This window comes from Leptospira hartskeerlii, from assembly GCF_002811475.1.
GTDB lineage: Bacteria > Spirochaetota > Leptospiria > Leptospirales > Leptospiraceae > Leptospira_B > Leptospira_B hartskeerlii.
Map to the genome: position 1 here is coordinate 152,296 of NZ_NPDL01000009.1, position 25,120 is coordinate 177,415.

The window sequence follows — 25,120 nt, forward strand, 5'->3', positions numbered from 1 at the left end:
GTTTTTGGGACGTTTAGGAATATTAGCGGGAGGAGGAAATCTTCCTCAGATAGGCATGAAAGAAGCTCTTGCTGCCGGGGAAGATCCATTCTTTCTTTCCATAGCTGAGTCCGATTTTACTCCAGGAAATTATCCGGACAGAGTGATCCCAATTCGGATCGTAAAGATTGGCGGATTATTAAAAGCATGTAAAACCAATCAGATAGATAGGCTTCTTCTATTAGGAAAAGTTAAAAAAGAGATTATTTTTAAAAGCCTGAACTTCGACTTAAAAGCTCTGGCACTACTCGCAAGAATGGTGAACCGCCACGATTATTCTATCTTCAAAACAGTAGCAGAAGATTTCGAAAAACAAGGCATTCATATTATTTCTCAAAAGACCTATCTAAAATCCTTGTTACTTCCGGAAGGACGTTATACCAAAAGAGCCCTGGACAAGAAGCAGATAGAGGACGTGACCTTCGGAATGGAATACGCCGAGAAGATCGCCCATCTGGATATAGGCCAAGCAGTAGTGGTAGTAGACAAATCCGTTTTGGCGGTAGAAGCTGTAGAAGGAACAGACCAAACAATTCGAAGAGGCGGTAGTTTCGCCAAAAAAAGAAAGGCTGTAGTCTGCAAAAGTTCTAAACCTAGCCAAGACCCTAGATTCGATCTACCTACAGTAGGAATAGAAACCTTAAAAGTAATGAGCGAGAATAACTGCGATACACTCGCCTTTCGAGAAGGAGAGACCATAATTGTAAATCCTTCCGAATTTATTAACCTTGCAGAAAAATTGAAAATCCATATCTTGAGCATCGGCCGTGGCAACGTCTCGAAAATTAACTCTACCCAAAAAAAGCTCCCTAAAGCCTAAGAAGGCCGGAGACAAAATAAGGACGGAAAATCTTTCCGTACCTTCTTCTCCCGTATTTATGATATTAGCCGGAGAACATTCCGGTGATTTACTCGGCGCAGAAGTATTAAAAGAACTTAAAAAACATGATCCGGAACTAACATTTTTCGGGATCGGCGGCCCAAGAATGTTGGAAGAAGGTTTCGACTCCATAGAAAACATGGAAGAACTTTCCGTGATCGGCTTCACTGCAGTCTTATTCAAATACAAATTCCTAAAAGCACTCATGGATCGATTGGTAGAGGAAGCCGTGGCACGTTCTTGTACACATGCAATCCTAGTCGATTATCCAGGTTTCAATCTTAGACTAGCAGCCAGGCTCAAAGAGTTAGGGATTAAAGTGATCTTCTATGTGTCTCCCCAACTATGGGCTTGGAATTTCGGTCGGATCTATCAGATCAAAGAAACGATAGATCTGATGTTGGTATTATTTCCATTCGAGAAAAAGATCTACGACGATTACGGAGTTCGTTCCGTATTTGTTGGACATCCGATCGCCCAAAGGATTAAGGAGAAGATCCGAAAAGAAGCGCAGATCCCAGTTGACGAAAAACAACTGGCTCATTTGCAAACGATCACTCTTATGCCGGGTTCTCGCACGGGAGAGATCCATAGAATGTTGGATACACTACTTAAGTCCGCTGCACTCATTCACCAAGAAGCGGAAGCAGAAAAAAAACATGTGCGCTTTCTCATCCCAAATATCAACTTAAAAGAAGAAGAGTTTATCCAAACTAAAATTAAAGAAACGGAAGAAGCTTATCCCGGCATCAAGATCGAATATTTATTCGATCGTTCTTTAAGATGTATCGAGGCTTCTGATATCGTTCTAGTAACTTCCGGAACTGCTACTTTAGAAGTTGTATATTTCGAAAAACCGATGGTGATCTTATATAAGGTCAGCTTACTTAGTTATTTTATCTCAGCTTTTCTGATCCGCACACCTTTTATCGGACTCGTAAATATTCTTAGCGGAAGGGAAACAGTGAAGGAACTCATCCAAGCAGAATGCACTCCGGAAGAAACTGTAAGAGAGACAATGGCCATCCTGAAAAACAAAAAATACAGGAACCAGATGATAGAAGAGATCCGCTCTGTAAAAGAATCTTTAGGCGAAGAGCATAGTTCTAAAAACGCAAGTAAGGCAATTCTTCAGTTTCTAAAAGAAAAGCCGGTCGCTACTCTTTGACACAACCAGCGCTGTTCTCTTTAATCTTAAATGCAAATGCAGAGATCGGAACTGCAGAATTAGATTCACTGGAAAGTGAATAAGTATTTCCGGTCACAAAGTATTTCACAGAATCAGAATCTATATAAGAGTTCGCTGTTGCACTTACGTTTCCACTCTTCCAATAAACATTTCGTTTGGGAGGGCTACCAGGATTCCAATAATCGAATCCCATTTCGAACTTAGGAGGAACAGGGACAGGAAATTCCCCCTTTCCTTTCCAAATCGTGTTCGAAAGTTTCACTTTGTCTATGGTGACGTACATTCTATCATGAATGTCTAAAAAATTATTTCCGTTAAATCGTATATTACCGTCCGAATCCAAACTTTCCGGGATCAAGTCCCCCCCGCAGAAAGAAAAGCTAGGAACACCCCAGGCCAAATTAACTGTCTCGAAATCTATTCCGAAATAAGGATTATCAGTTCCATAAGTAAAATAAGAATTCAATTTAGCAGTTCCGGAACCTGCGATACTTGCATCCAATCTAGATTGAGATGGCGCAAATTTCAAACCCACATCCAACTTGCCCATACTCGGAAGTCCAAGATCCCATTTTACTTCCTTAGAAGTAAGTTTGAGATTACCGGTAGGATTTTCTAAGAAATATTTATAGATAGGAGTTCTAGTAAAATTAATTTCAGGGATCAGCTTTTCCATTCTAGTATGGATATCTTCTCTGATCCATTGACGAACAGATCTATACAATGGAAAAAAGTTAGAAAGTACGATGGAGTCAGTCTCTAACTCAAGATTATATTCTCCCTGCAAAGGGAAGTAGGAACTCCCATCTCCCTTAATTCCCTTTTTGTATCCGGTTTTACCTTTCAGGCTTGCAGACCAAGGAAGACCAAATTGTTTTCCTTTTAACTTTGCTTCTAAAATTCCCGCTGGGCTCCAGCCAAGATCCGCATCTTTGATTTCCAGATCCAAATATGGATCCTTCCATCTGAAATCTTGGAGGGAGAATTTCGCCTCTGACTTCATCCAGTCTCCATAATTTCCTGTTTCAGCACCTTTCCAATGTAGATCCAGACTTCCACCCAAAGTTTCCAGATCGGAAGAAACAGGCAGAAAATTACGAATATCATCCAAGTCTTGGACAGTCAGGCTCAAATCCCAAGATTTAAGCCCCTTCTCGTTTTTAGATTTTAGAAGAGTAAGTTTATCTTCTCCGGAAAATACCTTATGTTCTTCAGTGAAAACATCACCTTTTTGATCACGGGTCCATTCATGTTCCAGATCTATATCTTTCCATTCCCAAACTTCGCTTTGTAATGGAAGTTCCTGTAAAACGATCCCTTTTACATTAGAAAATTCTGTTTTACCTTGGACCTTCAGATTGGTTCCGTCGGACTCTAAGATTGCGTGCCCTGAAATTTTTCCCTTCTTAGGATAGAATTGGGAGAATTCAGAATACAAACCTCCCGAAGATTCTGCCTTAGCATTCTTAAACAGGATTTCCAGATTCATATTCTTGCTTCCGATATCCGTGCTGAATGTTCCGCTTACATATCTAAATCCAGGAATAGGAAATAAAGAATCAGAAATCTGAACATTGATCTTAGTATCCTCTTTTCTGATATTAAAATCGATTCCTTTCACATTTTCCAAAAGGACTTTGCCACCTTTGTAAACGGTGACAGTAGTATCTTCTAATCTGATCTCAGGAATATTGATCTTATGAATATAGGAAAGAATTTCTCCGGAGATCCTGTCTTCCAAATCAATGCTCAATTGTGCATTACGGACACGGATCGCTTTTACGGAAGGTTGACTCTTCCAAAGACCTCTTAATAATAATTCGATTTTGTTTGCTTTGAAGATCATTCTTTGAGAAGCAAAGTCCTCATCGCTGGAAATTTTTAGATCTTCTATAAATACATGGTTCGGGAATTCGTATTCTACAACTCCCAGGGTCACTGCCCTGTCCAATTCTTCGTTGATAAATCCGCGCGTGAGCTCCTTCACCCCGCGTAAATCCAACACTCTTCTCACGAAGTACCATTCTGCAGTTTCTTTTACAGCAGCTAGTAGAAGGAATATTACAATCAGAGCAATGGAGATCTTTCTAAAGGAAGGTTTTTCTATAATAGATTGTATCCGTTCAAAAGAAGAAGATACGAATCGATACAATTTAGCCGGGACAGCGATCTGGAATGTAACGCTGTCCTTTTTAAAGAATGGATTTTTAGGGAGAGGGAAAGAGAGAGAAATTACCGCTGGAGAACCTGGCTGATTTTTTCCGAGGTTTCCTTCAGCACTAGACTTTCCGGAAATTTCTGTAATCCCTCTTCCAGAACCAACTGACATCTTTTGTATTCCTTAATTCTGTAGAAGCTGACTACTACTGTCTCATAGTAGAATAGATCTTTTTCAAAGTTTTTCTCTCTGGAAGCTCGGCCTAAAATCCCAAGAGCCTGGCCATATTTCTCATCTTCAAAATACGCCTTTGCCCACATTTTTTTGCGGGTAACAGACTCAAAATCGCGATCTACATTGTCCGACTTACGGAAATGAACGATAGCATTATCGTAGTCGTTGATCCCAAGGTAAGCAGAACCTAAATAATGGTCCAAATGTTGAAGATTACGACCATCCTTAGAATTTTGCACTTCTCTCAATACGAGAGAAGCTTCTTTGAAAGATTCGATTTTTAGTAAAAGTTTGGATTTTTGGAGGAGTAGCTCGGAACGTCTTTTGTCTTCAGGGTGTAGATCGCTTAATTGCTGGTCTATTCCCTTGATTTCCGCTCGGACCTGGGTCTCTAAATTGGCGGAAACCGCCCCTTCTTTTTGTGTACTTGCACAGTAGAGGAGGAATTGAGCTCCGATAAACAATATTGTCAGATATTTACTCATTTTCTCATCCGATTTTCAATTTTTCGAGTTCTTGCAGGAAATCACTAGTCTCCTGTTGTCTGGTTTCCTCGTTAGAAAGCCAGTCCAAAGTCTCCGGATCTATCTCACTCAGGAAGCGAGAAGGCTCGGAAGCCAATTGCTCCCCAAATTTGCGGCGATTAGCGGCACCTGTCAAGCATAAATGCCTCTTCGCCCGAGTCATCGCTACATACATCAAACGGCGCTCTTCGTCCACAGATTGGTCTTCGACGGTGGCCCTTCCGGAAGGCAAGATCCCCTCTTCCAGTCCTACGACATAAACAGACTCGAACTCCAAACCCTTAGATTGGTGAATGGTGAGTAACTGTACTCGATTATCTTCCTTCTCATCGGAAGGTTCATCTTCCATTAGCATCGCCAAACGGTTGATAAAGTCGAATAGAGTAGGCTTTTCTCCTGAGTCATTATTTTCTTCGAAGAATGCCAACATATTCACAAGCTCGGACATATTATAGATACGAGCCTTTGCGACCTTCTCCTCTTTCTCTTCCAGCACTATCTCTTTCTCCAGGCCCAGATCCGCAATTAACTCTCGTAATGCGAAGAATAGTCTTGGTGAAGAAGAGAATTTTTTCTTAGCCTTTTCGATCAGATTTACAAAATTATAGATCTCTGAAGAAATTTTACGGTTCAGATCAGGTATAAAATCGGGAGATTCACATACTCTAAATAATGTCTCATAAAGAGATTCCTTATTCTGAGCCGCTTTCTCATGCACAAGAGAAATGGATCCAGCACCGATCCCACGTTTCGGATAATTAATAATCCTTAATAAAGATGCATCGTCCTTTTGGTTTGCAATGAGACGGATATAAGATATCAAGTCTCTGACTTCTTTACGATCGAAGAAGTTATATCCGCCCACTACCTTATAAGGCATTTCCCTAGATCTAAACGCTTCTTCAAAAGGCCTGGATTGGAAATTCGTGCGGAAAAGGATCGCGATCTGGCTTCCCTTTCTCGCTTGTTTTATGATCTCTTCTCGGATACTTTCGGCAACCCATTCCGCTTCGTCTTTCTCATCACTTCTTTCCACATACTTCACTTTAAGTGCACCAGGCACCTTAGAGAAAAGTTCTTTGGATCTTCTGGAAAGATTATGACGAATGAGAGAGTTCGCAGCAGAAACAATGATATCAGTGGATCTATAATTCTCTAAGAGACGGATAACGTTTGCGCCCTTAAAATCGTTTTCGAATCCAAGGATCAAACTTACATCGGAACCTCTGAAAGCGTAGATGGATTGGTCGTCGTCACCCACCACGCATAGATTGTCCGATTCTCCCATGAGTGCTCTTAAAAATTCGTATTGGATCGGGTTTGTATCTTGGAACTCATCCACCATGAAATATTGGAACTTTTTATGGTATTCATCTCTGACTTCTTCGAACTGTCTTAAAAGTTTAGAAGGAAGAAGGATCAAATCGTCAAAGTCGATAGAGTTCTGTTCTTTTAAAGTATCTTGGTATTGCTGAAAAAGAGAGGCGGCCAGAAGATCACCCTCATTCATAGAGGTCCTCATATCCGCTAAATAATCTTCTCCTGAGTTTTTGATCCTGGAAATTTTAGAAAGAACTTCCATGATCTGAGGACGTTTAGGCTCGAGCTTTTGTGCCACAAGCATTCCTGTCACAAGACCTTCTTGGTCCGCTTGGTTCAGAAGAAGGAAAGGTTGTTTGTATTCCAACTTCTCGATATGTTTTTTTAAGATTCCAAGTCCCAAAGAGTGGAATGTAGAAAGAGTAATCCCTTTTAATAAATTTCTGGGAATAAGTTTACGAACCCTTTCTCCCATTTCCTTTGCACTTTTATTTGTGAAGGACAATGCAACAATCTTTCCCGCAGGTATATAATGGTCCTGGATCATGTGCGCGATGCGATTCGAGATCACTCTTGTTTTTCCGGAACCTGCACCGGCGAAAATCAAAAGAGGACCGTGAATCGTTTGCACGGCACGCGCTTGTTCCGGAGACAGACTTAGGAAAATAGCAGCGGAGTCCCGAGGTTCCTTCGGCCTTTCTTCTCTTTTTCTTTTGGGAATAGAAGGTTTTTCTTCAGATACTTCAGCGATCTCAGAATTGACCTCGGTTGAGGCCAAGACTTCTTCCTGTTCTGGAGTTCCTACCACTGACTCAAGTTCAATCTTTTCGGAACTTTCGGAAACTTCTATGGAAGTAGAAACGAATTCCGAGGTCTCTTTTTCTGAAAAATCATCCTCATCATAAAAGGAAGAACCGTAGGATTCCTCTTGTATTTCTTCCATTGGAGAAGTAGCGGGAGTTCCTACCACGAGCGGACCTTCTTCCTTCCCGTCCGAAATGCTTTCGGAGAAGCTGAGTAATGGTAGATCCTGCTCCGGTTTTCCTTCCGGAATTTCCAGATGGGAAAACAGATCCAGACTTTGATTTGTATCTTCTTTCATCAGATTTTATGAGGGCAAAATTATCTCAAGATCCGAAAAATCCGGTTTTTCGAACCCCAGCTATAAGCGACATAATCCTGATTTTTCTCTTCTTGTCAACTGCGTACAGGCAAAGGTTTGCGAATCTGAAAGGATTTCAAAAAACTGGAAGAAACCGCAGATATGCAAGAATTCCATCCAGAAAACTACCTCCCTGATTCCAATCTCTGGGAAGAAGGAAAAAGAACTTCCGAATTCAAAACTCCAATTTTCGAGTTAGTTTCCATTCCGAAAATTTCTCCGGACAAAACGATCTCAGGCAATTTTTACAAAGTAGAATCCAAGGATTGGGTGAATGTAATCGCTCTCACCTCCAATGAAAATGTGATCTTGATCGATCAATACAGACATGGATTGCATTCTTATTGTTTGGAAATCCCAGGTGGGATCGCGGAAAAAAATTCAATCTTAGAATCCGCTCAGGCAGAATTAAGAGAAGAGACAGGTTTTATCTCGGATGATTGGGAATATCTAGGAAAGGTCTCTGCAAATCCTTCCTTTATGAACAATTGGTGTCATACTTATATCGCCAGAAATGTCTATCCTCATCCGGGTGGACAAGAACTGGATGAAAGCGAACAAATAGAAGTGTATCAATATCCATTAGACAAAATCCCCGAAATTTTAGAGAAGAATATCGTACACCACGCATTGGTCGTGGCAGCGTTCGGATTATTCTTTTTAAAATACGGAGCAAAGAAGAAGTAGAACTATCTCATGACAAAATCCGCAAGCTCGAGCCCATTCATCTCTTTACAAGTCCCTGAATTCAGGAACTTCTTGGCCGGAAAATTTTTGGTCACACTTTCATTCGTTATGCAATCCACTGTGGTCTTCTGGCAGATAGATAATATCACCCACGATGCATTTTTCGTTGGACTGATCGGATTTGCAGAGCTCGTGCCTAACGTAGCAGTTTCTCTCTTTTCCGGATTGGTTGTGGATAGTTTTCCAAGAAAGAAGATTATCTTTCTTTCCTTAAGCGGTCTGACTTTTAGTTCCTTTTTACTTTTATTATTCACTCTTCCTAGTTTTCAATGGGTCATCCAAGAATATTGGGTTTATCCCATCTATTCCGTAATCTTCTTCTCAGGAATTTGTAGAGGATTTTTATCTCCTAGTATCGCAGCATTTCAAACCCAGCTGGTAGCTAAGGAAATTTTTCCGAACGCGGCGACTTGGAGCGGTGTCGCTTGGCAAGGTTCCGCAGTTTTAGGTCCAATGTTAGGAGGACTTCTGACCGGATTTAACGGAGTGCAGACCGCATATCTCGCGGATTTCTGCATTATGTTATTCTCCTTATTTCTACTACTACTTGTTCCTTCTAAACCTGTTCCGGAAAAACAAGGAGAGAAGGAATCCATCTGGAAAAGTTTGGGAACCGGCTGGAAATTCGTATTCGGACATCAATTGATATTAGGTGCGATCAGTTTGGATCTATTTGCAGTATTATTCGGCGGAGCAGTGGCGCTTATCCCCACATTCTCCAGAGAAGTTTTAGGAATGGGTCCTGAATATTACGGAATTTTAAGATCCGCTCCAGCGATCGGTGCGGTGCTTTGCGCATTATTTATCGCAGTAAAACCTCCTAAAACAAATTCGGGGATCATATTGCTCAGTAGTGTATTCGGTTTTGGGCTATGTATGATCGTATTCGCACTTTCTAAGAACTTTTATCTTTCCTGCGCAGCCTTGATCGTAAGCGGTTCTTTTGACATGGTAAGTGTTGTGATCCGTCATACGATCGTTCAAATGTATACTCCCGAACATATGAGAGGAAGAGTTTCTGCAGTGAATAATATATTCATAGGTTCTTCCAATGAGTTGGGAGCATTCGAATCAGGAGCCACCGCAAAAGCATTCGGCCTGGTCCCTTCCGTGGTAATCGGAGGAACACTCACTCTCTTAACCGTAGGGATCGTTACTGCGATCGCACCTCGCCTTCGAAAAATGGATCTAAAGGATATAACGGTTTAATATGGACAATATTCTTACTCAACAAGAAGCGATGCTCCGCTCCGGACAGATCTCCGAAGTGGACTATACATTAAAAATAAAACTGGAAAAAGGATCCCAAGAATACGAGGGAGAAACCACGGTCCGATTCGTATACAGCGGCGGCAAAAAAGGGAAACTTAAAGTAGATTTTGTATCTAAGAAGATTGAGATCCTTTGGCTAAACGGAAAAGAAGAAACAAATTACGAAAAGAAAGAATCCGCATTCTTCTTACCTGGAGAATTATTAGCGGAAGGCAAAAATGAACTTAAGGTAAAATACAAAAACGTTTTCGATCATAGCGGTTCCGGTTTTCATAAATTTACGGATCCTTCTGACAAAGCCGAGTATATGCATACCGACTTCGAACCGTTCGAAGCTCATCGATTATTCCCTTCTTTTGACCAACCGGATCTAAAAGCAACTTACGAGTTAGAGATCACAGGACCTTCCGAATGGACTTATATTCATAACACTGTTCCAAAATCGGAAGAAACACAGGGGAATTATAAAAACATAAAGTTCAATAAGACTAAAAAATTCTCCACTTATCTTTTCTCTCTAATCGTAGGACCATACGCAGTTTGGGAAGATAAAGCAGGAGAAATTCCTCTCAGAATATTCTGCAGAAAATCTCTCTCCAAGTATATGGACGCGGAGAATCTATTTGCGATTACAAAGGAAGCATTCGGATTCCTTCAGGAATATTTCGCGGTTTCCTATCCGTATGGAAAATACGACCAGATATTTGTGCCAGAATTCAATATGGGAGCCATGGAGAATGTGGGAGCAGTCACATTCTCCGAAAGTTATATTTTCAGAGGACCTAGGATCTATTCAGAATACTTAAACAGAGCAAACACAGTGTATCACGAAATGGTACATATGTGGTTCGGAAACCTGGTCACGATGAAATGGTGGAACGATCTCTGGTTGAATGAAAGTTTTGCGGATTATCTTTCTTATTACTCTATGTCCAAAGGAAAAATTTTCCCGGATGCATTAGAACATTTTTATGTAAGAGAAGAATGGGCCTATAGAGAAGACCAACTCTCCACTACCCATCCAATTGCAGGAAAAGCGGAAAATACGTTAGAAGCGATCAGCAATTTCGACGGGATCTCTTATTCCAAAGGTGCATCCGTTCTTCGCCAATTGATGTATTACGTGGGAGAAGAAAAATTCAGAGATGCAATGAGGCTTTATTTCAAAAGGCATGCCGAGAAAAACACAGTACTAAACGATTTTCTTTCTTGCATGTCGGAAACTAGCGGAATCGATATCAGAGGCTGGAGTAAAGAATGGTTAGAGACAACAGGAGTCAACACTCTCAGTCCAGTTCGACAAAATGGTAGATTATTTTTATACCAAGGACCTTCTGCAACAAACGGACTTTTACGCACCCATGCTCTCCAAGCCTCATTATTCAGAGAAAAGAACGGGAACCTCGAAGAAGTCTGGAAAAAAAGAGTACTCGTAAAAGGAAAAGAAACTCTATTAGAAGAGAATTATTCCGGTGAAGCGGACCTTCTACTTTTGAATACAGAAGACTTTGCTTATGCCAAAACTTATCTCAGCAAAGAATCGCTCCCCATCTTAAAAAGAAGTCTCCATACTTTAAAGGATCGTTTTTCCAGAAGAGTTGTATGGGGAAGTTTATGGCAAATGGTAAGAGACGCCGAACTTTCTCCCAAAGAATTCCTTGAGTTAGCTTTGGACCAAGGCTTAAAAGAACCGGATCTTTCCGTTCGAAATAGCCATATACTCACCAAAGCTCTAACAGTAATCGACAATTATATCCCGGAAGCAGAGAAGAGAAACTGGTCGGACAAATTGAACAGTATCGCCAAAGAAAAATCGCTTCTTGCCCAAAACCCGGAACAAGAGCAGATCCTATGGTTTAGAATATTAGAAAATACTTCTAAATCTATAGAACAACTTTCTTATTTGAAAGAATTGCTGGATCAGAAAAAAAGTATTCCAGGGATCGCAATGGACCAAGAAAGACGTTGGGTCATTCTATCTAGGTTGAGCGCTTACGGAGATCCCGAATCTTCCAAACGAATCGAAGAAGAAGTTGCCAAAGATAATACGGATTTAGGAGCTAAAAAGGCATTCTTAGCTAAAGTTTCCTTCCCGGATCCTGAAACAAAAAGAGAATCCTGGGAAAGATTCCTGAAACCGAAAGAAGGAGATTCTACCGACTTTCTAAGATACGGGATGAGGGGATTCCAATGGAATCACCAAAAGCAGTTATTAGTTTCTTATACTGATTCTTATTTTAATTTAGTGATCTCAGTGTATGAGACAAGAGATCCGCATTTTGCTTCTGCATTCGGTCATATGATGTTCCCTTCTTTCGAGCCGGATCCAAGCCTTCTAAAAAGAACCCAAGAATTTCTGGATCAAAATAAAAAACTACCGGAACTATTGAAGAAGGATCTCCAACAGCAAAGAGACGATATGCAAAGAACCTTGAAGGTTTTAGAAAAATACAAAGACTAAAAAGACTAACTTAGTTCTCTAAGAAAAAAGAAGAGTTAGAGGGCAGCCTCTAACTCTTTACCAAAAAGATCTATTTTTTAGACAGGACTATGCAGTAGCAGGTTCCCTTTTTCCTCCGGAACTCCCCGAAGTTTGTCCATGTTGGATCTTCCATTCTTCCAATTTTTTATCCATCACCTTAAACCAAAGTGGAGGAAATAAAGCCAGAAGTATCATCAATTCATATCCATAAGGAAGCTGAGGACTTTCTTCAAAATGTCTTAAAGATTGGTATCTCCTTCCCGCGTTCGCATGATGATCCGAATGTCTTTGTAGTTGGAACAAGAACGCGTTAGACAAGCTGAAGTTCTGATTCCATGAATGGATCGGAAGGACCTTCTCGAATTTTCCAGGAGATAATTCCTTACGAGCCAAGCCGTAATGTTCAATGTAATTTACGAGCTCCAATAAGGAGAATGCGATCCAACTTTGGACAAAGAAAAATACGGGCACCTGCCAATTCAAATTGCCGGTGATCGCATAAAAAATCCCGGTTACTGTAGAGATGAACAAAACAGGAATGATCATGGATGTGATCATCTCATTGTCCAATGTCCAAGCGGACTTGCCCAGTTTACCCAGTCTTTTTTTCTCTAAGTTCCAAGCGCTCACTAAACTTCCTACAACTGTTCTTGGATAAAAAGCGAAGAATGACTCACCCTTTCTACTGGAAGCAGGATCCTCATGAGTGGAAACATTTACGTGATGACCTCGGTTGTGTTCAATAAAGAAATGCATATAGCAAACAGTCATCAGAATGAACTTAGAATACCATTGTTCAATCTTAGTGTTCTTATGCCCGAGTTCGTGAGCAACTGTGATCCCGATCCCGCCGGTGTTCACGCCGATCGCTAAAACAAAAGCTCCCCATTCCAATGTGGAAAGAGTTTGAGTTTGGACCTCCCACAGAGCCCAAATCACTAATGCAAATTGGATCCAGGCCCAACCATAGGTCAGGAATCTAAAGTATAATTCCTTTTGAAGCTCAGGCACATCTTCTTCCTTAGGATTACTCGCATCCGGCCCGATCCAAAGATCCATGATCGGAAGAATTCCAAATACCACTGCCAAAGTTAAAAAATTAAAACTGCCTCCCAAATAATAACCTGCTACGGCTAGCCCCGGGATCAGGTATGCAATTAAGAAGGATAATCTTTTCCCTACACTCATCTCTCTCTCTCCTATCCCGCATTTCTCCGGGAAAATCAATCGATTTAATTTATTTCGAACGTTTGGTATTATAACATAAACCCAATTCGGATCAAGAAAAAAATCCCCAGATTGGGATTTTTTCTAACAATCGTTTTAAAACAGTCCAAATCGGCGGATCCGACAAAAGAAAGGATTGGGCGACTTCTCGCTTTGCTCGAACCGGGCTACTACGGGCTTCGGTCCTTCGGACTTCCCCTCCGTATCCCTTCCGCAGGAAAATCTTTTCTACTTAGAGGCTTTGCGTGAGAACTTCTTCAAGTTATTGATGTTGAAGTTCCTATATTCAGAAAATAAATTATCAACTAAATACTTCGGACTATGCCTTTGATTTTTTGTCCTTGTTTAGGGAGGTCTCCTCAAAAGCATGGTTTATAAGTAGAAATTTAGTTCCACCTAAGACGAAAAGCCTCGGCACAACGCGAAAACGTATAACGTTCCAATCAAGGAAACTTTGATGAGTCTTAACGGATTAAATTTTTATTCCTATCTTAGTAAGGTCCGAATTCTTAAAACCTATTCCAGCAAAATTATGCTGGTGGCATTTCTCGGAACCCACGTTCCGTTGATCACACTTTTATTATTCTTTGTGATATCCACTATTCAGGATTTACAGACTGCATTTAAAATTTTAGGGATCGCACTCGCGGCAACTCTTACGGGAACGGCCGCCACTCTTCTTGCATTACGTAAACTTTTAGCTCCGGTAATGCTCACTTCTAAGTCTTTGAATAGATATTTGAGCGAAAGAGAGATCCCGAATCTACCCACAGTGTTCCGAGATGAAGCTGGTTCATTAATGGCGGATACCGTTACTACTGTGCGCAAGCTGGATGAGCTCATTCATTACATGACAAATTATGATGGGTTATCCGGATTACCGAATCGGGATCTATTCTTGGAAAGATTGGGCAGTTCTCTTCATGAACTCTCCATGAGGGAAGAAATATTAAGTTTTCCTGTTCTTTCATTAGAAGCAACCCACTTGAAACAGATCAGATCTAATTTTGGTGTACATATGGGCGATCTATACCTGAGATCATTGGTACAAAAATTGGAAACAATGCTTGGACCGGAAACAGTTCTCGCAAGGACAGGAGATGCAGAATTCTCTTTCTTTCCTTTACCTTCTTCTTCTCAAATATTAGAAACGGATTCGGAAATTTGGGCGGGGAAGATACAGGACATTACATCTTCTCCTTTAAACGTCGTAGATCAACAGATCTCTTCCGAGATACTAATCGGAATATCAGTTTTTCCTTATGATGGAAAATCATCCGATCAACTTTTATGGAAATCTGAGACGGCACTAAACCAAGCAAAAATATCGGGAACTTCTAAGATCCAAACTTATTCTTCCGAATGGAAGGAAAGGATGAAAGAGAAATATCTTCTCGAAAAAGACCTGAGACTTGCAATTTCTAGAAACCAGCTATTCATTCAATACCAGCCAAGAATAGAAGTACAAACAGGCAAAAAAATCTCCGCAGAAGCACTACTTAGATGGAATCATCCTGAATACGGTGTAATCTCCCCTACTATCTTCATACCAATCGCAGAAGAAAGTGGTATCATTGGAGAAATGGGAGAATGGGTCCTTTCCAAATCTATGGAAGATTTGGGAATTTGGAAAAAGAGAGGGCTGCCTCCGATCCGCATCTCAGTAAACTTATCTGCAAAACAATTGGAAGATAAGAATATTACTAAAAAAGTATTGGATATATTGGAGAAGAACAATCTAAGCGTAGAAGATCTAGAGCTTGAGATCACAGAATCGAGCCTCATTACAAATATACAGTCTGCTTTAGAAATTTTAGGAGAACTGCATTCCTGGGGAATTTCCTTGGCTTTGGACGATTTTGGAACAGGATATTCCAGCCTTTCTTATTTAAGTAAAATCCCGCTCAAAACCTTAAAAGTGGATCAATCCTTTGTACGCAAAATCCTAACGGATCCGAATTCGCTGGCGATTTCTAAAACGATCGTCGCATTAGGAAAAAGTTTAGGGCTGCGGATCACTGCAGAAGGTGTAGAAACAGAAGTGCAAATGCGTAAGATCAAAGATCTTGGCTGTGACGAAGCACAGGGATATTTCTTAAGTAAACCGATTCTTTTAGAAGAATTAGAGGTATTCGTTCAAACCTAATACAACTTCTTCTCCGCACCTTCATGGCTAATCACAATCGATTAGTCCTTACACTTTCACCTTTTCCTTTATTACATTTAATCTGTTTGTAACAGTTCTCGGCTTAATCGAATTGCACGAGTATCCATACTTTCCATAAGGAGGATACAGTGAACCGGAAGTATTACATTATGATTACGAGAACTATTATTACAATTTCAATTTTTCTAATATGTTTGGGAACTCTTTCTGCAGACACAGTCACCAATACCAAAACCAAAGAAGTCATTGAGAACGTAAAAACCAATCAGACAGAACAAGGTGTGATCGTTGAGTTCGAAGACGGCTCTCGTAGAGGTTTTGACAGAACGTCTGTTACTGTTGAAGCAAAACCTGTAGAGTGGAAACAAAAAGATCAGGAGAACTATCCTGATAAAGAAAGATACACTGACTATGGGATTTTCGGTGCGATCTTCTTGGTAATACTACTTTTACCCTAAAGAACCAAAACCTTAACAGGTACGTAATCAAGTCGTAAAGTATTTTATCTAACATAATCCTCGAGGTCGATCGGATTTCGGCCTCTTTTCAGAATGAATAGGAGATTCGATCCATGAAATCGTTAAATAAAAAAGTCTCGAAAGCAGTTAGCGCTCTTGCAGTTGCTATTGCTCTTGTAGGCTGTGATTCCGGCGGAGGAAGCAACGGCGCAGGCTTAGCTTTAGCCGCTTTAGGCGGAGCTGGTTACGAAGCCACCGTCATCATCAACGGGAAGTTAACCCAATCGGGAACTTTTGCAAAAGCAAACTGTGTAGGACAATTTCCTGCAAACTTTAACAGTGCCCCTGCTTTTGCGAAACCTTTGTATGTGAAACTTACTTCTTCCAAAATTACAGCGGGAGGGACTGACTTCACTGTTGCATGTGCAAATGCGAGCGGAAACAACGACGCCGCTGATTTTAACATCACAACTAAAATCAGCGATTCCAGTGCAACTATCAAAGGAGAAGTTTTCTCAGTTCCGGATACTACAACATGCTCCGGAAACCCGAATCCATGCGACAGTTCATCTAATTATACCGAATTGGTTGGAACATTTGACATGGCGGTGAATGTAGATCTTTCCGCCCCTACTAGCGCAAGTCAGATCACCTTCTCAAACGAGACAGGAGTTGTTGATCCGGATGTTGCAGCTTCCAGCGCAGGTTTGGTAATTACTGGAACTTTCGACGGATCTACTTTAGCATCTAATATTTCAGTAATCACTTCCGTAAAAGGAGTTTACAGTAACCCTAATGCAACTGTCGGGGAAGCTAAATGTGACTCTATCGGAAATCCCGAGATCGTTTCCGGAAACATCACTTCTAACAAAACTTTAGGAGCTTACACTCTGTTAAGAGGAACTGTAACTGTTTCTAATGGAGCGACAATCACTGCTCCAGCTGGCGCTGTGATTTACGGTGAAAGAGGTTCTGCAATGTTCTTCAATGGCGGTAACCTTGTTACTAACGGAACTGCTGCAAACCCTGTATGTTTCACTTCTGCACAAGCAAGAGGATCCAGATTCCCTGGAGACTGGGGTGGTTTGATCTTTATAGGAAGTGGAAATAATACCAGAACTGCAGCAGCTTTAACTGAAGGAACCAATCCATTAGCTTATCCGCTTTCATCCGGTTCTTCCAGCGTTACTTTGAATTACACAATCGTAGAATTTGCAGGAACTGAGGTTGCACCTGGAGACGAGTTGAACTCTTACTCTATGTATGCACTCAATAGCGGAAACTTCAATTATGTTCAATCTCACAGAGGTTTGGACGATTCTTTTGAGTGGTGGGGAGGCGGAAGAGGTGCTAACGCTACTGATGTAGGAACTGCAGCTTCTCCTAATCTAACCGGAACCGGTGGAGCGACTGAGCGTACTTTCAAAGGAAAGTTCCTTTTAGGAACCGGTGGTATGGATGACGACTTCGATATGGATGAAGGATTCTCCGGAGCCCTGAAATATATTATCGCAGTTAAATATCCTAAAACCTGCGGTGGAACTCCTTCCACTGACCCAGGTGGAATGGAAATGGATGGAGTGGATGGAACCACTAAAACTCCTAGCGCAACTGCAGGAGATGAACCTTCTAACCCATTCGTAGACCAATACACCCTGCTTGGAGTGAACGAAACTGCAAGTTATGCAGAACGTCATAGAGAAGGTATGAAAGGATTATTCCTCCATGGTGTTGCTTACGCATTCAAACAAATCATTAAATGCGAAAGTGCAGCTACAAGTGGAACTGGATACGGGGATTCTACTTCCATCATCGATGGTTTAGTAAGTGATACCAATCCAGACCAAGTCCAAACTTGCACTCTAACAACTTCTACAGGAACTCGCGATACTTCCTTAGCAAGTGCTCCGGTTGCTTCTATCACAACAACCCAAAGCAATTGCGGGTTTTTGGGATTCAAGCCGGATCTGAAAACGAATGTAGCGGGAAAAACTACTTGGGGTGGAGCTCCTGATACTGGAACCACTCTATACGACTTCGACGGGACTACAGTAGTAACACCTACTGGTGGAAACAGCTGGTATTCTGGCTGGTCTGTTTGGAGAGCTCGTTAATCGAATCTAAAAAACTACATAAGCCTCCTCTTCACAGGGGAGGCTTTTTTATAATTACATAAAAATAAAAAAATAAAGTTCCGGGAACCAAACATGAATGCCAGATTGATTGCAATAACGCAAATCATCTTTGCAATATTAACTATAAGCTTAGTCGCAAATTGCAAAAAAGAATATAAAGGCGACGATCCAGAGTATTTTAAGAAGATCGAAGAGTCACAGGCCTATCTAAGAGCCCGCATAAAAGACAATTACGAAATTTCCGATCTCAGTAACACGAAAGAAGAAGCAGTCTATCGATTTTTAGAAGCTGTCCAAAATGGACAGACTGATCGCTATATTTTTACCAAAGACGAATACATCAATATCTTCCTTCCGAATACCATGGATGAAAACACTTTATCCAATACCATGCCTTTAGAACAAGCTTGGAAGTTCACGGATATGCGCAGATTCATTGCCTTAGAAAATCTTCAAAACCTATTCAAAAAACATAAAACTCAAAAATTTAAAATAGAGACCTTAACTTGGAGAGAAGATGTCCGTCAGCTAAAAGCTTTAAAGGGGCATAGGGTCGGTAATTTAACGATTAGTTTCGGGAATGAAAAAGTGACACTGGAAGAAGTGCGCTTGGTCGTGGAACACCGAGGCAAATTTAAAGTCTGCGTTATTGGAACTTAATTCTTAAAAATAATAAAAACGAATACTAACAATGAAAATAAAACTTTTTGCAATCGCTTTACTGGTCTTCACTTTTTCGGAGAATGCTTTCGCACAGGCGGCAGGAAAAGTCAGGGGAAAAATCGTAGATGGAGACAATGGAGAACCTGTTTTTGGTGCTACCATTGTAGTTCGAGCAGTCAAAAAATTCGCTAAGACCGATTTTGACGGCGCGTATGATCTGGAACTTCCGCTTGGAACTCATGAAATAGAATTCCAAATGATCGGATTCTCTGCTCAAAAGAGAACAGTGACTGTCACTCCAGGAAAACCTCAAGTGGTCAATATCACCTTCGGTCTCCAAACTCTGGAAACTGTAGATGTTAAAGGAAGAGCCTTGAACGACGCGGAAGCTGCCCTTCTCGCATTACAAAAGAAATCTTCATCCGTTTCTGACGGTATCTCGAAAGAAGCCATCAAGAAAAGCCCGGACTCCTCTGCAGGTGAAGTGGTTCGAAGAGTTACAGGGATCACATTAGTCGGCGGTAAATTCGTATTCGTTCGCGGTTTGGGAGAACGTTATTCCAACACAGAATTGAATGATACTTTAGTTCCATCCACTGAGCCAGATAAACGGGTTGTTGCGTTAGACATCTTCCCTTCCGGAGTGTTAAAGAACGTTCGGATCATTAAGACGTTCATCCCGGAACTACCTGCTGAATTTTCTGGAGGTCTTGTAAAGATCGAGACCCAAGAATATCCGGAAGAGAAATTATTCAGTGTTTCTGTTGGTGCTGGTGGAAACTATAATACCACAGGTCATAAATTCTTAAACATGAACCAAGGAAATATGTTGGGAGGAGTGAACGACAACCAAAAGAACCCTCTTGCAAATGTTCCGAATGTGACTCCTGTAGTTCCAGGATCCATCTTTGGTGGATATGATCCTGCTATAGTCCAAGCAAGTAGTGCTGAATTTAATCAAAAATGGACCCCGGATAAGGGTCCTGCTCCTTTCGACAGAAACTTCTCCATCAACTATGGAGATACTTTTAAAGTTGGAGCAACTTCTCGTATTGGTATTTTAGTAGGTTCAACATATAACCGAAACTATAGATTCAGACAAGAAGAATCAAATCGATACTTAGGTGTTGCGGCTTTTCCAAATACAACTGCAGGTTCTACTCTAAATAAACTCCAGGACCAAAAAGCTGACCTCTATACTGAGGAAAGAAACTGGGGAAATAACATGAACCTTGCTTATGAGATTACTAAAGGCCAACAAGTCTTTATCAAATCACTTTATACTCAACAAGGCGAAGGAGTTGTTCGTGATGCTCAAGGTAATGATTATATTAACTTAGCTCACTTCAAGGCACTAACAACCCAATATACCAGCAGCTTGATCCAACACCATACTTTAGGTGGAGACCATGCTCTAAACTGGTTTGGAGATCGTGCACATAAGTTCGACTGGAGAGCGAACTACGCTCAAGCAGACAGAGACCAGCCTGATTTACAACAACAGGTTTGGAGACAAGGGATAGGAAATCCGAACCCTTATGATATGACCAGATTAGGAGATTCTAACGACGGATCTAGATTCTTCTCAAATACTAGAGATATTTCCAGAACATTAAAACTGAATTATGAGATTCCTTTTGATCAGTGGTCAGGATTGAAAGCTTTACTCAAATTAGGAACTTATTCGATGGCAAGAGAGAAAGACTTTACGTTTTTCTGGTATGGCCAAAAGCCTAACACTGCCACAGGTTTAGAACGTTATCCTCTTCCTGGGGAAGTATATTCAAATCCTATAACATTCTTAGACAATACGAACCAGTTTTCACAACAATTACCGGGTCAGTCTAACGCGTATGCCGCTTCTCAAAAGTTACAAGCGTATTATAGCCAGGTGGATCTACCAATCCTACCTAAGTTAAAAGTATTAGTCGGTATGCGCTACGAGGATAGTTACCAAAAAGTAAAAACTTACTATACTGGGAATACTACTAGCTTCCTAAATTTGGATTATGGATGCGGTGTAAGCGATGACACTGTTCGAGTTGCATTAATCAGGAATAATATTTGCGATCAGTTCAATAATGGAGTGGGAGAACTCAGAACAAAGGACCGCCTTCCATCTTTCAATTTAAACTGGGAACTTGCAAAAGATCAGATCGTAAGAGCAGCAGTCACCCAAACTCTTACAAGACCTGACTTAAGAGAATTATCGCCTTTCGGATTTACTCCTTATTATGGAGCAAACACTATATTTGGTAACTCTTCATTACAAAGATCTTATATCCATAACTACGATCTACGTTATGAATATTATCTAAATCCGACCGACTATGTTGGGGTAGGAGCATTCTTCAAACAAATCTCCGATCCGATAGAAATGATCGGCCAACCGGTTGCAGGTGGAATTAGCCAAAAATTCACGTTTGCTAACGCTCAACAGGCAACCATCCGAGGGGTAGAATTTGATTTCAGAAAGGAAATCACTAGCTGGCTTCGTTTTGAAACGAATATGTTCTTTATTAAATCCAGAGTGGATGTACTCTCTTGGGAACAATATATTGCAGTTCAATCAGGTTTAGTAGATACGCTTTCCAGAGTCGCCGCTTATAACCCGACGAATCTTTCAAGACCTCTGCAAGGGCAGTCTCCATTCGTATTCAACCTGAGATTTGACTTTTTCTTAAACGAGAAAAAGACACAAACAATCGGGGTATATTATAACTACTTTGCAGATAGATTATATGCAGTGGGTGCGAACTATCTACCGGACGCTTATGAAAGAGCAGTTGGTTTGACCGACGTTGTTTATACAGCCAAAAGAGGAGACCATCTTGAATTCAAGGTTTCTGCTCAGAATATTTTTGATACTCGCTATAGAGTGTATCAGAAAAACGAGCTAACCGGAGAGAAGGATCTATTCCTTTCTTATAGAACAGGGGTAAGTTACGCTTTCCAAGCTACTTATAAGCTTTAAATAAATTTTAAAACTATCGCAGGCCCCTCTTTCCTATAAAGGAATTAGGGGCTTTTTTATTTTGGGGAGGATTGTTCGTCCTATTTACTTAGCTCAGTCCTAATTTCAAAATCACTACTTACCCTTCCCTCCTCTTCAAAACCTTCTTCTTATAATTCACTTATCTCCTGAAATAAAAGTGAAAATAAATAATATTCCTGTATTAAAAATAACTTATACTCTTTTAAAATCTACTTTCCAACGAAAAAATATAATCTTAGATCGCTACGCATGACCCGTAAGCACTATACGAAAATATTATCAGCATTGATCCTAATATGTTTCACTTCTTGTGAAAATGTCGGCTCTAAAGGTTTCAATAACTCTATTCTTTCTTTGTTAAACGTATCCAACATAGGAACACAAACAAATGAACACGCTCTAAACTCCACAGCAGTAGACTCTACTTCTTATTCTCACTCCTTGGATTATATAGGTTCTGAGCAAGATAGAAGAATTCAATTAGGATCAAAATCCTATTCAGGAACAACCGACAGGATCTTCGTGGATGGTTTAGGCAGAGAGGCGTATTTCAGAGGTTTTAATATTTCAGGTAATACCAAAATGCTTTCCGACGGCTTTAAACCGTTTAGGAATACTGCGGATGCGGAGAATGCATTCTCTCTTTTAGGAAAAAGCGCCGGTTCCAATATGGTTCGTTTTCTAATCGCTTGGGAAGGAGTGAATCCTTCCGCAGATACGATCGATTATGCTTATTTGGACGCTGTCATTCTTCAGATCAAAGCTGCAATTGCTCGTAGAATGTATATATTGCTGGATTATCATCAGGACTTATTTTCCAGAAATTTATTCAATAAAGGTTCTTGGTATACAGGCAACGGAGCGCCCGCTTGGGTTTTACCGAGCGGTTCTTATCCTCAAGAATCTTGCGGGATCTGTTTTACTTGGGGACAAAACCTTTTCTCAAATGAAGCAGTTCGTAGAGGTTTCCGTAATTTTTGGAATAACGCTCCCTTCACCGCTGCGAATAAAGCTAGAAATTTGCAGACGGAATATATTTGGCAGGTCGGCAAAGCCCTATCTTATATTAAAAATAACTTATCTAGTCAGGAATTCGATTACGTTTTAGGATTAGATCCTTTCAACGAACCTGCTGATGGTGGAATGGAAGGTCTTACTCCTGCTCAATGGGATAACCAAAAGCTTTGGCCTTTCTATTATAAAATAAGACAAACCTTAGATCAAAGTGGCTGGGAAAACAAATGGGTTTATGCAGAACCTATGGTATTTTGGAATACAAACTTCGGAGGTATTGCAACCGGTGGAGGATATCTGACTTCTAAGCCTGGCCAAGGTTTCGTTTTCAATTCTCATTTTTATGACGCAGGCAGACTGAGTCTGGATACCACCGGGGTTGATAACGGTACTTATTTCAAGGCTTTGGATGAGATCCGAAAAGAAGCTAGATTCTTGGACATTCCGGTTTTCTTAAGTGAATTCGGAATGAAACTCAAAGGTGTAGGAGCCCAGGATACCGCCCGTACGATCAGCGGAGTTTACCAAGCTATGGAAATCTCTGACGTGCAACAAACTACTAAGACCAGATTCGCGGACTTCTATAATCCCGTAGTGTCCGGAACAGAATGGCATTGGGATTATTATTACGATAATCATAAAGAATACATGAATGGTAATACTTCCAAACTTCTAACTTCTAAGGATGCTTGGAACGACGAGGATTTCTCCGCGATTGGAAGTTACGGGACCAAAGCAAATATGGACTTTCATGTTCTGCAAAGAGGTTATCCGAGAAAGATCCAAGGTTCTCTCATGAGTTTCTATTATAATACGATCGGATATGATACTTGGAATAATGTATTTCAATGGGGAGCGATCAGACCCACCGAAACTGGCACAAGCTATTTCGGTGACAGAAGATTTATCGTAGTGATTTGGACCGGCAAACGTTCAGACGCACCTACGGAAGTATATCTTCCTCCGCATTTTTCCGGTTCGGATCTAGTGTTGATCACCGACAAAACTATTTACAATAAAGGAATTCCTACAAGCCCTCAAAATAGATCCAATGAAGCAGTTCTTATTCCTGACCCGAATCGTGTTAGCGGTTCCGGAAATATTCTAGCAGTTTGGGATGATTTGGATTCTGATGAAGATCCGGAAAATTCTGTGCACTTCTTAGTGGCAGTGGATGCTGCAGGAGTCTCTTACTCGGAAAGCCTTCTTTCTTCCATCCAGAACGATCTTAAGACAAGAGTTTTGGTCCAAAAGAAAAGTCCGATCTATATGATTGGAAAGATGACTTACGGCGGTTATCCTTCTAAGTAATAAACCTGGCCGCATTCTAAGTTCCTTTTCTTCGTTACAAAACGAAATCATAAGGGAAATTTTCCAAATAGAATGCGGCTTTTCTCTCCCCAAACTAGCACACCCGTAACCTCCCTGTAATCTGAACGTAACTCAAATCACGTAAAAATGTCTCATTACTTCTTATGGAGCTTCCGAAAGCTATGCATAATCGATATACTAATCTCTCTCTACGCCAATGGATCGCCATTGCACTTGTGGGAGGATTCGTTCTAACTGCAACTTTACCTACTTTTTCTCAAGATGCTGCGCCAACCGACGCAAATAAAACAGAACAAACTACCGCACCTGCAGAACAACCTGCGCAAGCTCCTGCTGAAAAAAGCGGAACATGGGGATTTGTAGATCTGTTCAATAAGGGTGGATGGACAATGTATCCATTGGCTCTTTCTTCTATCATTGCTCTTGCAATTATTTTCGAAAGGATCTACTTCCTTACTACTTCCAAACTTCTGCCTAAAGGATTTAATATCGATTTAGGGGAGAAGGTTGATGAAAAAGGTTTTGATGGAGCGAAAGAATTCATCGAAGCAAATCCTTCTTATAAAATTTCAGATATTTTGAAAAACGGTATCGATGTATCCGCAGGTAACGCAGAAATTTTCGCTAAAGGTATCGAAAGAGAAGCTGCTGAAGTGATCGTAGTTCTTGAAAGAGGTCTTGTGATCTTGGCTGCTGTTTCGACTATCGCACCTTTGATCGGGTTCTTAGGAACGGTTTCCGGTATGATAAACGCATTCGATGCGATCGCAAATGCCGACCAAGTTAACGCGAAAGTGGTAGCGGGCGGTATTAAAGAAGCTCTTATCACCACTGCGGCCGGATTGATCATCGCGATTCCTGCAATGACTTTTCACCAATACCTGACTTCCAGGATCGACGGTTTTACTTCCGAAGTGGAAGAAGCTGCAAACAGAATTTATAAAGAATTCCTGAAACGTAACGCAAGAGCTTAATATTAGCTCTTCCATTTATTAGGAATTCGGAATATGATTCAGCTTAAGAAAAAAAGAGGTTTGGAGGAAATTTCAGCCTCTTCTATGTCGGATATCGCGTTTCTTCTTCTCGTATTTTTTATGGTAACCGCAGTGTTTTTCGTGAAGG

The 25,120-nt window shown here is 40.8% G+C and carries 17 protein-coding genes; 13 read left to right on the forward strand and 4 right to left on the reverse strand.

All coding sequences use genetic code 11. The features are described from left to right. The first annotated feature begins 4 nt into the window (after nucleotides 1-4). Complete coding sequence (locus CH352_RS16370; RefSeq protein WP_100707926.1) at nucleotides 5-859, forward strand: LpxI family protein; 855 nt, start codon at nucleotides 5-7, stop codon at nucleotides 857-859. Further along, nucleotides 807-2,087 carry a lipid-A-disaccharide synthase gene (gene lpxB, locus CH352_RS16375; RefSeq protein WP_100707927.1) on the forward strand — a complete coding sequence of 427 codons (1,281 nt, stop codon included), beginning with the start codon at nucleotides 807-809 and terminating at the stop codon, nucleotides 2,085-2,087. Before CH352_RS16370 ends, lpxB begins: the two co-directional genes overlap by 53 nt. Here lpxB and CH352_RS16380 read toward each other — a convergent pair. The 3 genes from CH352_RS16380 to CH352_RS16390 are packed head-to-tail and all read right to left on the reverse strand — an operon-like array spanning nucleotide 2,077 to nucleotide 7,446. Next, complete coding sequence (locus tag CH352_RS16380; protein WP_243396430.1) at nucleotides 2,077-4,437, reverse strand: LIC_12586 family protein; 2,361 nt, start codon at nucleotides 4,435-4,437, stop codon at nucleotides 2,077-2,079. The genes lpxB and CH352_RS16380 overlap by 11 nt on opposite strands. After that, on the reverse strand, nucleotides 4,341-4,985 hold the full coding sequence (locus CH352_RS16385; protein WP_100707928.1) for a tetratricopeptide repeat protein: 645 nt from the start codon (nucleotides 4,983-4,985) through the stop codon (nucleotides 4,341-4,343). The genes CH352_RS16380 and CH352_RS16385 overlap by 97 nt, the downstream gene beginning before the upstream one ends. A gap of 4 nt (nucleotides 4,986-4,989) precedes the next feature. Next, entirely contained in the window at nucleotides 4,990-7,446 is a 2,457-nt protein-coding gene (locus CH352_RS16390; protein ID WP_100707929.1) for an ATP-dependent helicase, read from the reverse strand. A gap of 162 nt (nucleotides 7,447-7,608) precedes the next feature. Here CH352_RS16390 and CH352_RS16395 point away from each other — a divergent pair, with 162 nt between their 5' ends. The 3 genes from CH352_RS16395 to pepN are packed head-to-tail and all read left to right on the forward strand — an operon-like array spanning nucleotide 7,609 to nucleotide 11,986. Beyond that, nucleotides 7,609-8,193: an NUDIX hydrolase gene (locus CH352_RS16395; protein ID WP_100707930.1), complete on the forward strand. Its 585-nt coding sequence runs from the start codon at nucleotides 7,609-7,611 to the stop codon at nucleotides 8,191-8,193. Between the two features lie 9 nt (nucleotides 8,194-8,202). Further along, a complete protein-coding gene (locus CH352_RS16400; RefSeq protein WP_100707931.1) occupies nucleotides 8,203-9,462 on the forward strand; it encodes an MFS transporter in 1,260 nt (419 codons plus the stop codon). Between the two features lies 1 nt (nucleotide 9,463). Further along, nucleotides 9,464-11,986: an aminopeptidase N gene (gene pepN, locus CH352_RS16405; protein ID WP_100707932.1), complete on the forward strand. Its 2,523-nt coding sequence runs from the start codon at nucleotides 9,464-9,466 to the stop codon at nucleotides 11,984-11,986. Nucleotides 11,987-12,073: 87 nt separating this feature from the next. Here the strand turns inward: pepN and CH352_RS16410 are convergent, their stop codons facing one another. After that, nucleotides 12,074-13,195, reverse strand: coding sequence for an alkane 1-monooxygenase (locus CH352_RS16410; protein ID WP_100707982.1), 1,122 nt, complete (start codon nucleotides 13,193-13,195; stop codon nucleotides 12,074-12,076). 496 nt (nucleotides 13,196-13,691) lie between these two features. Between CH352_RS16410 and CH352_RS16415 the strand changes: the two genes are divergently transcribed. The 8 genes from CH352_RS16415 to CH352_RS16450 all read left to right on the forward strand — a co-directional run. Continuing rightward, on the forward strand, nucleotides 13,692-15,380 hold the full coding sequence (locus tag CH352_RS16415) for a putative bifunctional diguanylate cyclase/phosphodiesterase (RefSeq protein WP_100707933.1): 1,689 nt from the start codon (nucleotides 13,692-13,694) through the stop codon (nucleotides 15,378-15,380). 170 nt (nucleotides 15,381-15,550) lie between these two features. Next, nucleotides 15,551-15,859, forward strand: a complete 309-nt coding sequence (locus tag CH352_RS16420; RefSeq protein WP_100707934.1) for an LIMLP_04285 family protein — start codon at nucleotides 15,551-15,553, stop codon at nucleotides 15,857-15,859. Nucleotides 15,860-15,972: 113 nt separating this feature from the next. Beyond that, nucleotides 15,973-17,973: a hypothetical protein gene (locus tag CH352_RS16425; RefSeq protein ID WP_100707935.1), complete on the forward strand. Its 2,001-nt coding sequence runs from the start codon at nucleotides 15,973-15,975 to the stop codon at nucleotides 17,971-17,973. A 93-nt stretch (nucleotides 17,974-18,066) separates the two neighbouring features. Further along, nucleotides 18,067-18,654 (forward strand): hypothetical protein, encoded by a 588-nt coding sequence (locus CH352_RS16430; RefSeq protein ID WP_100707936.1) that lies wholly within the window; start codon nucleotides 18,067-18,069, stop codon nucleotides 18,652-18,654. Between the two features lie 31 nt (nucleotides 18,655-18,685). Then, nucleotides 18,686-21,631, forward strand: a complete 2,946-nt coding sequence (locus tag CH352_RS16435) for a TonB-dependent receptor domain-containing protein (protein WP_100707937.1) — start codon at nucleotides 18,686-18,688, stop codon at nucleotides 21,629-21,631. Between the two features lie 270 nt (nucleotides 21,632-21,901). Then, a complete protein-coding gene (locus CH352_RS16440; RefSeq protein WP_100707938.1) occupies nucleotides 21,902-23,977 on the forward strand; it encodes a cellulase family glycosylhydrolase in 2,076 nt (691 codons plus the stop codon). 182 nt (nucleotides 23,978-24,159) lie between these two features. Next, a complete protein-coding gene (locus CH352_RS16445) occupies nucleotides 24,160-24,972 on the forward strand; it encodes a MotA/TolQ/ExbB proton channel family protein (RefSeq protein WP_100707939.1) in 813 nt (270 codons plus the stop codon). A gap of 33 nt (nucleotides 24,973-25,005) precedes the next feature. After that, a partial coding sequence (locus CH352_RS16450) for a biopolymer transporter ExbD (protein WP_208861349.1) occupies nucleotides 25,006-25,120 on the forward strand: 115 nt, incomplete at its 3' end.

Excerpts from the sequence above, each read along its gene's own strand:
- CH352_RS16380 (WP_243396430.1), bottom strand. The coding sequence starts at position 4,437 with ATGTCAGTTGGTTCTGGAAGAGGGATTACAGAAATTTCCGGAAAGTCT.
- CH352_RS16425 (WP_100707935.1), top strand. The coding sequence starts at position 15,973 with ATGAAATCGTTAAATAAAAAAGTCTCGAAAGCAGTTAGCGCTCTTGCA.
- CH352_RS16445 (WP_100707939.1), top strand. The coding sequence starts at position 24,160 with ATGCATAATCGATATACTAATCTCTCTCTACGCCAATGGATCGCCATT.
- pepN (WP_100707932.1), top strand. The coding sequence starts at position 9,464 with ATGGACAATATTCTTACTCAACAAGAAGCGATGCTCCGCTCCGGACAG.
- CH352_RS16420 (WP_100707934.1), top strand. The coding sequence starts at position 15,551 with ATGATTACGAGAACTATTATTACAATTTCAATTTTTCTAATATGTTTG.
- CH352_RS16385 (WP_100707928.1), bottom strand. The coding sequence starts at position 4,985 with ATGAGTAAATATCTGACAATATTGTTTATCGGAGCTCAATTCCTCCTC.
- CH352_RS16410 (WP_100707982.1), bottom strand. The coding sequence starts at position 13,195 with ATGAGTGTAGGGAAAAGATTATCCTTCTTAATTGCATACCTGATCCCG.
- CH352_RS16400 (WP_100707931.1), top strand. The coding sequence starts at position 8,203 with ATGACAAAATCCGCAAGCTCGAGCCCATTCATCTCTTTACAAGTCCCT.
- CH352_RS16440 (WP_100707938.1), top strand. The coding sequence starts at position 21,902 with ATGACCCGTAAGCACTATACGAAAATATTATCAGCATTGATCCTAATA.
- CH352_RS16435 (WP_100707937.1), top strand. The coding sequence starts at position 18,686 with ATGAAAATAAAACTTTTTGCAATCGCTTTACTGGTCTTCACTTTTTCG.
- CH352_RS16430 (WP_100707936.1), top strand. The coding sequence starts at position 18,067 with ATGAATGCCAGATTGATTGCAATAACGCAAATCATCTTTGCAATATTA.
- CH352_RS16415 (WP_100707933.1), top strand. The coding sequence starts at position 13,692 with ATGAGTCTTAACGGATTAAATTTTTATTCCTATCTTAGTAAGGTCCGA.
- CH352_RS16390 (WP_100707929.1), bottom strand. The coding sequence starts at position 7,446 with ATGAAAGAAGATACAAATCAAAGTCTGGATCTGTTTTCCCATCTGGAA.
- CH352_RS16395 (WP_100707930.1), top strand. The coding sequence starts at position 7,609 with ATGCAAGAATTCCATCCAGAAAACTACCTCCCTGATTCCAATCTCTGG.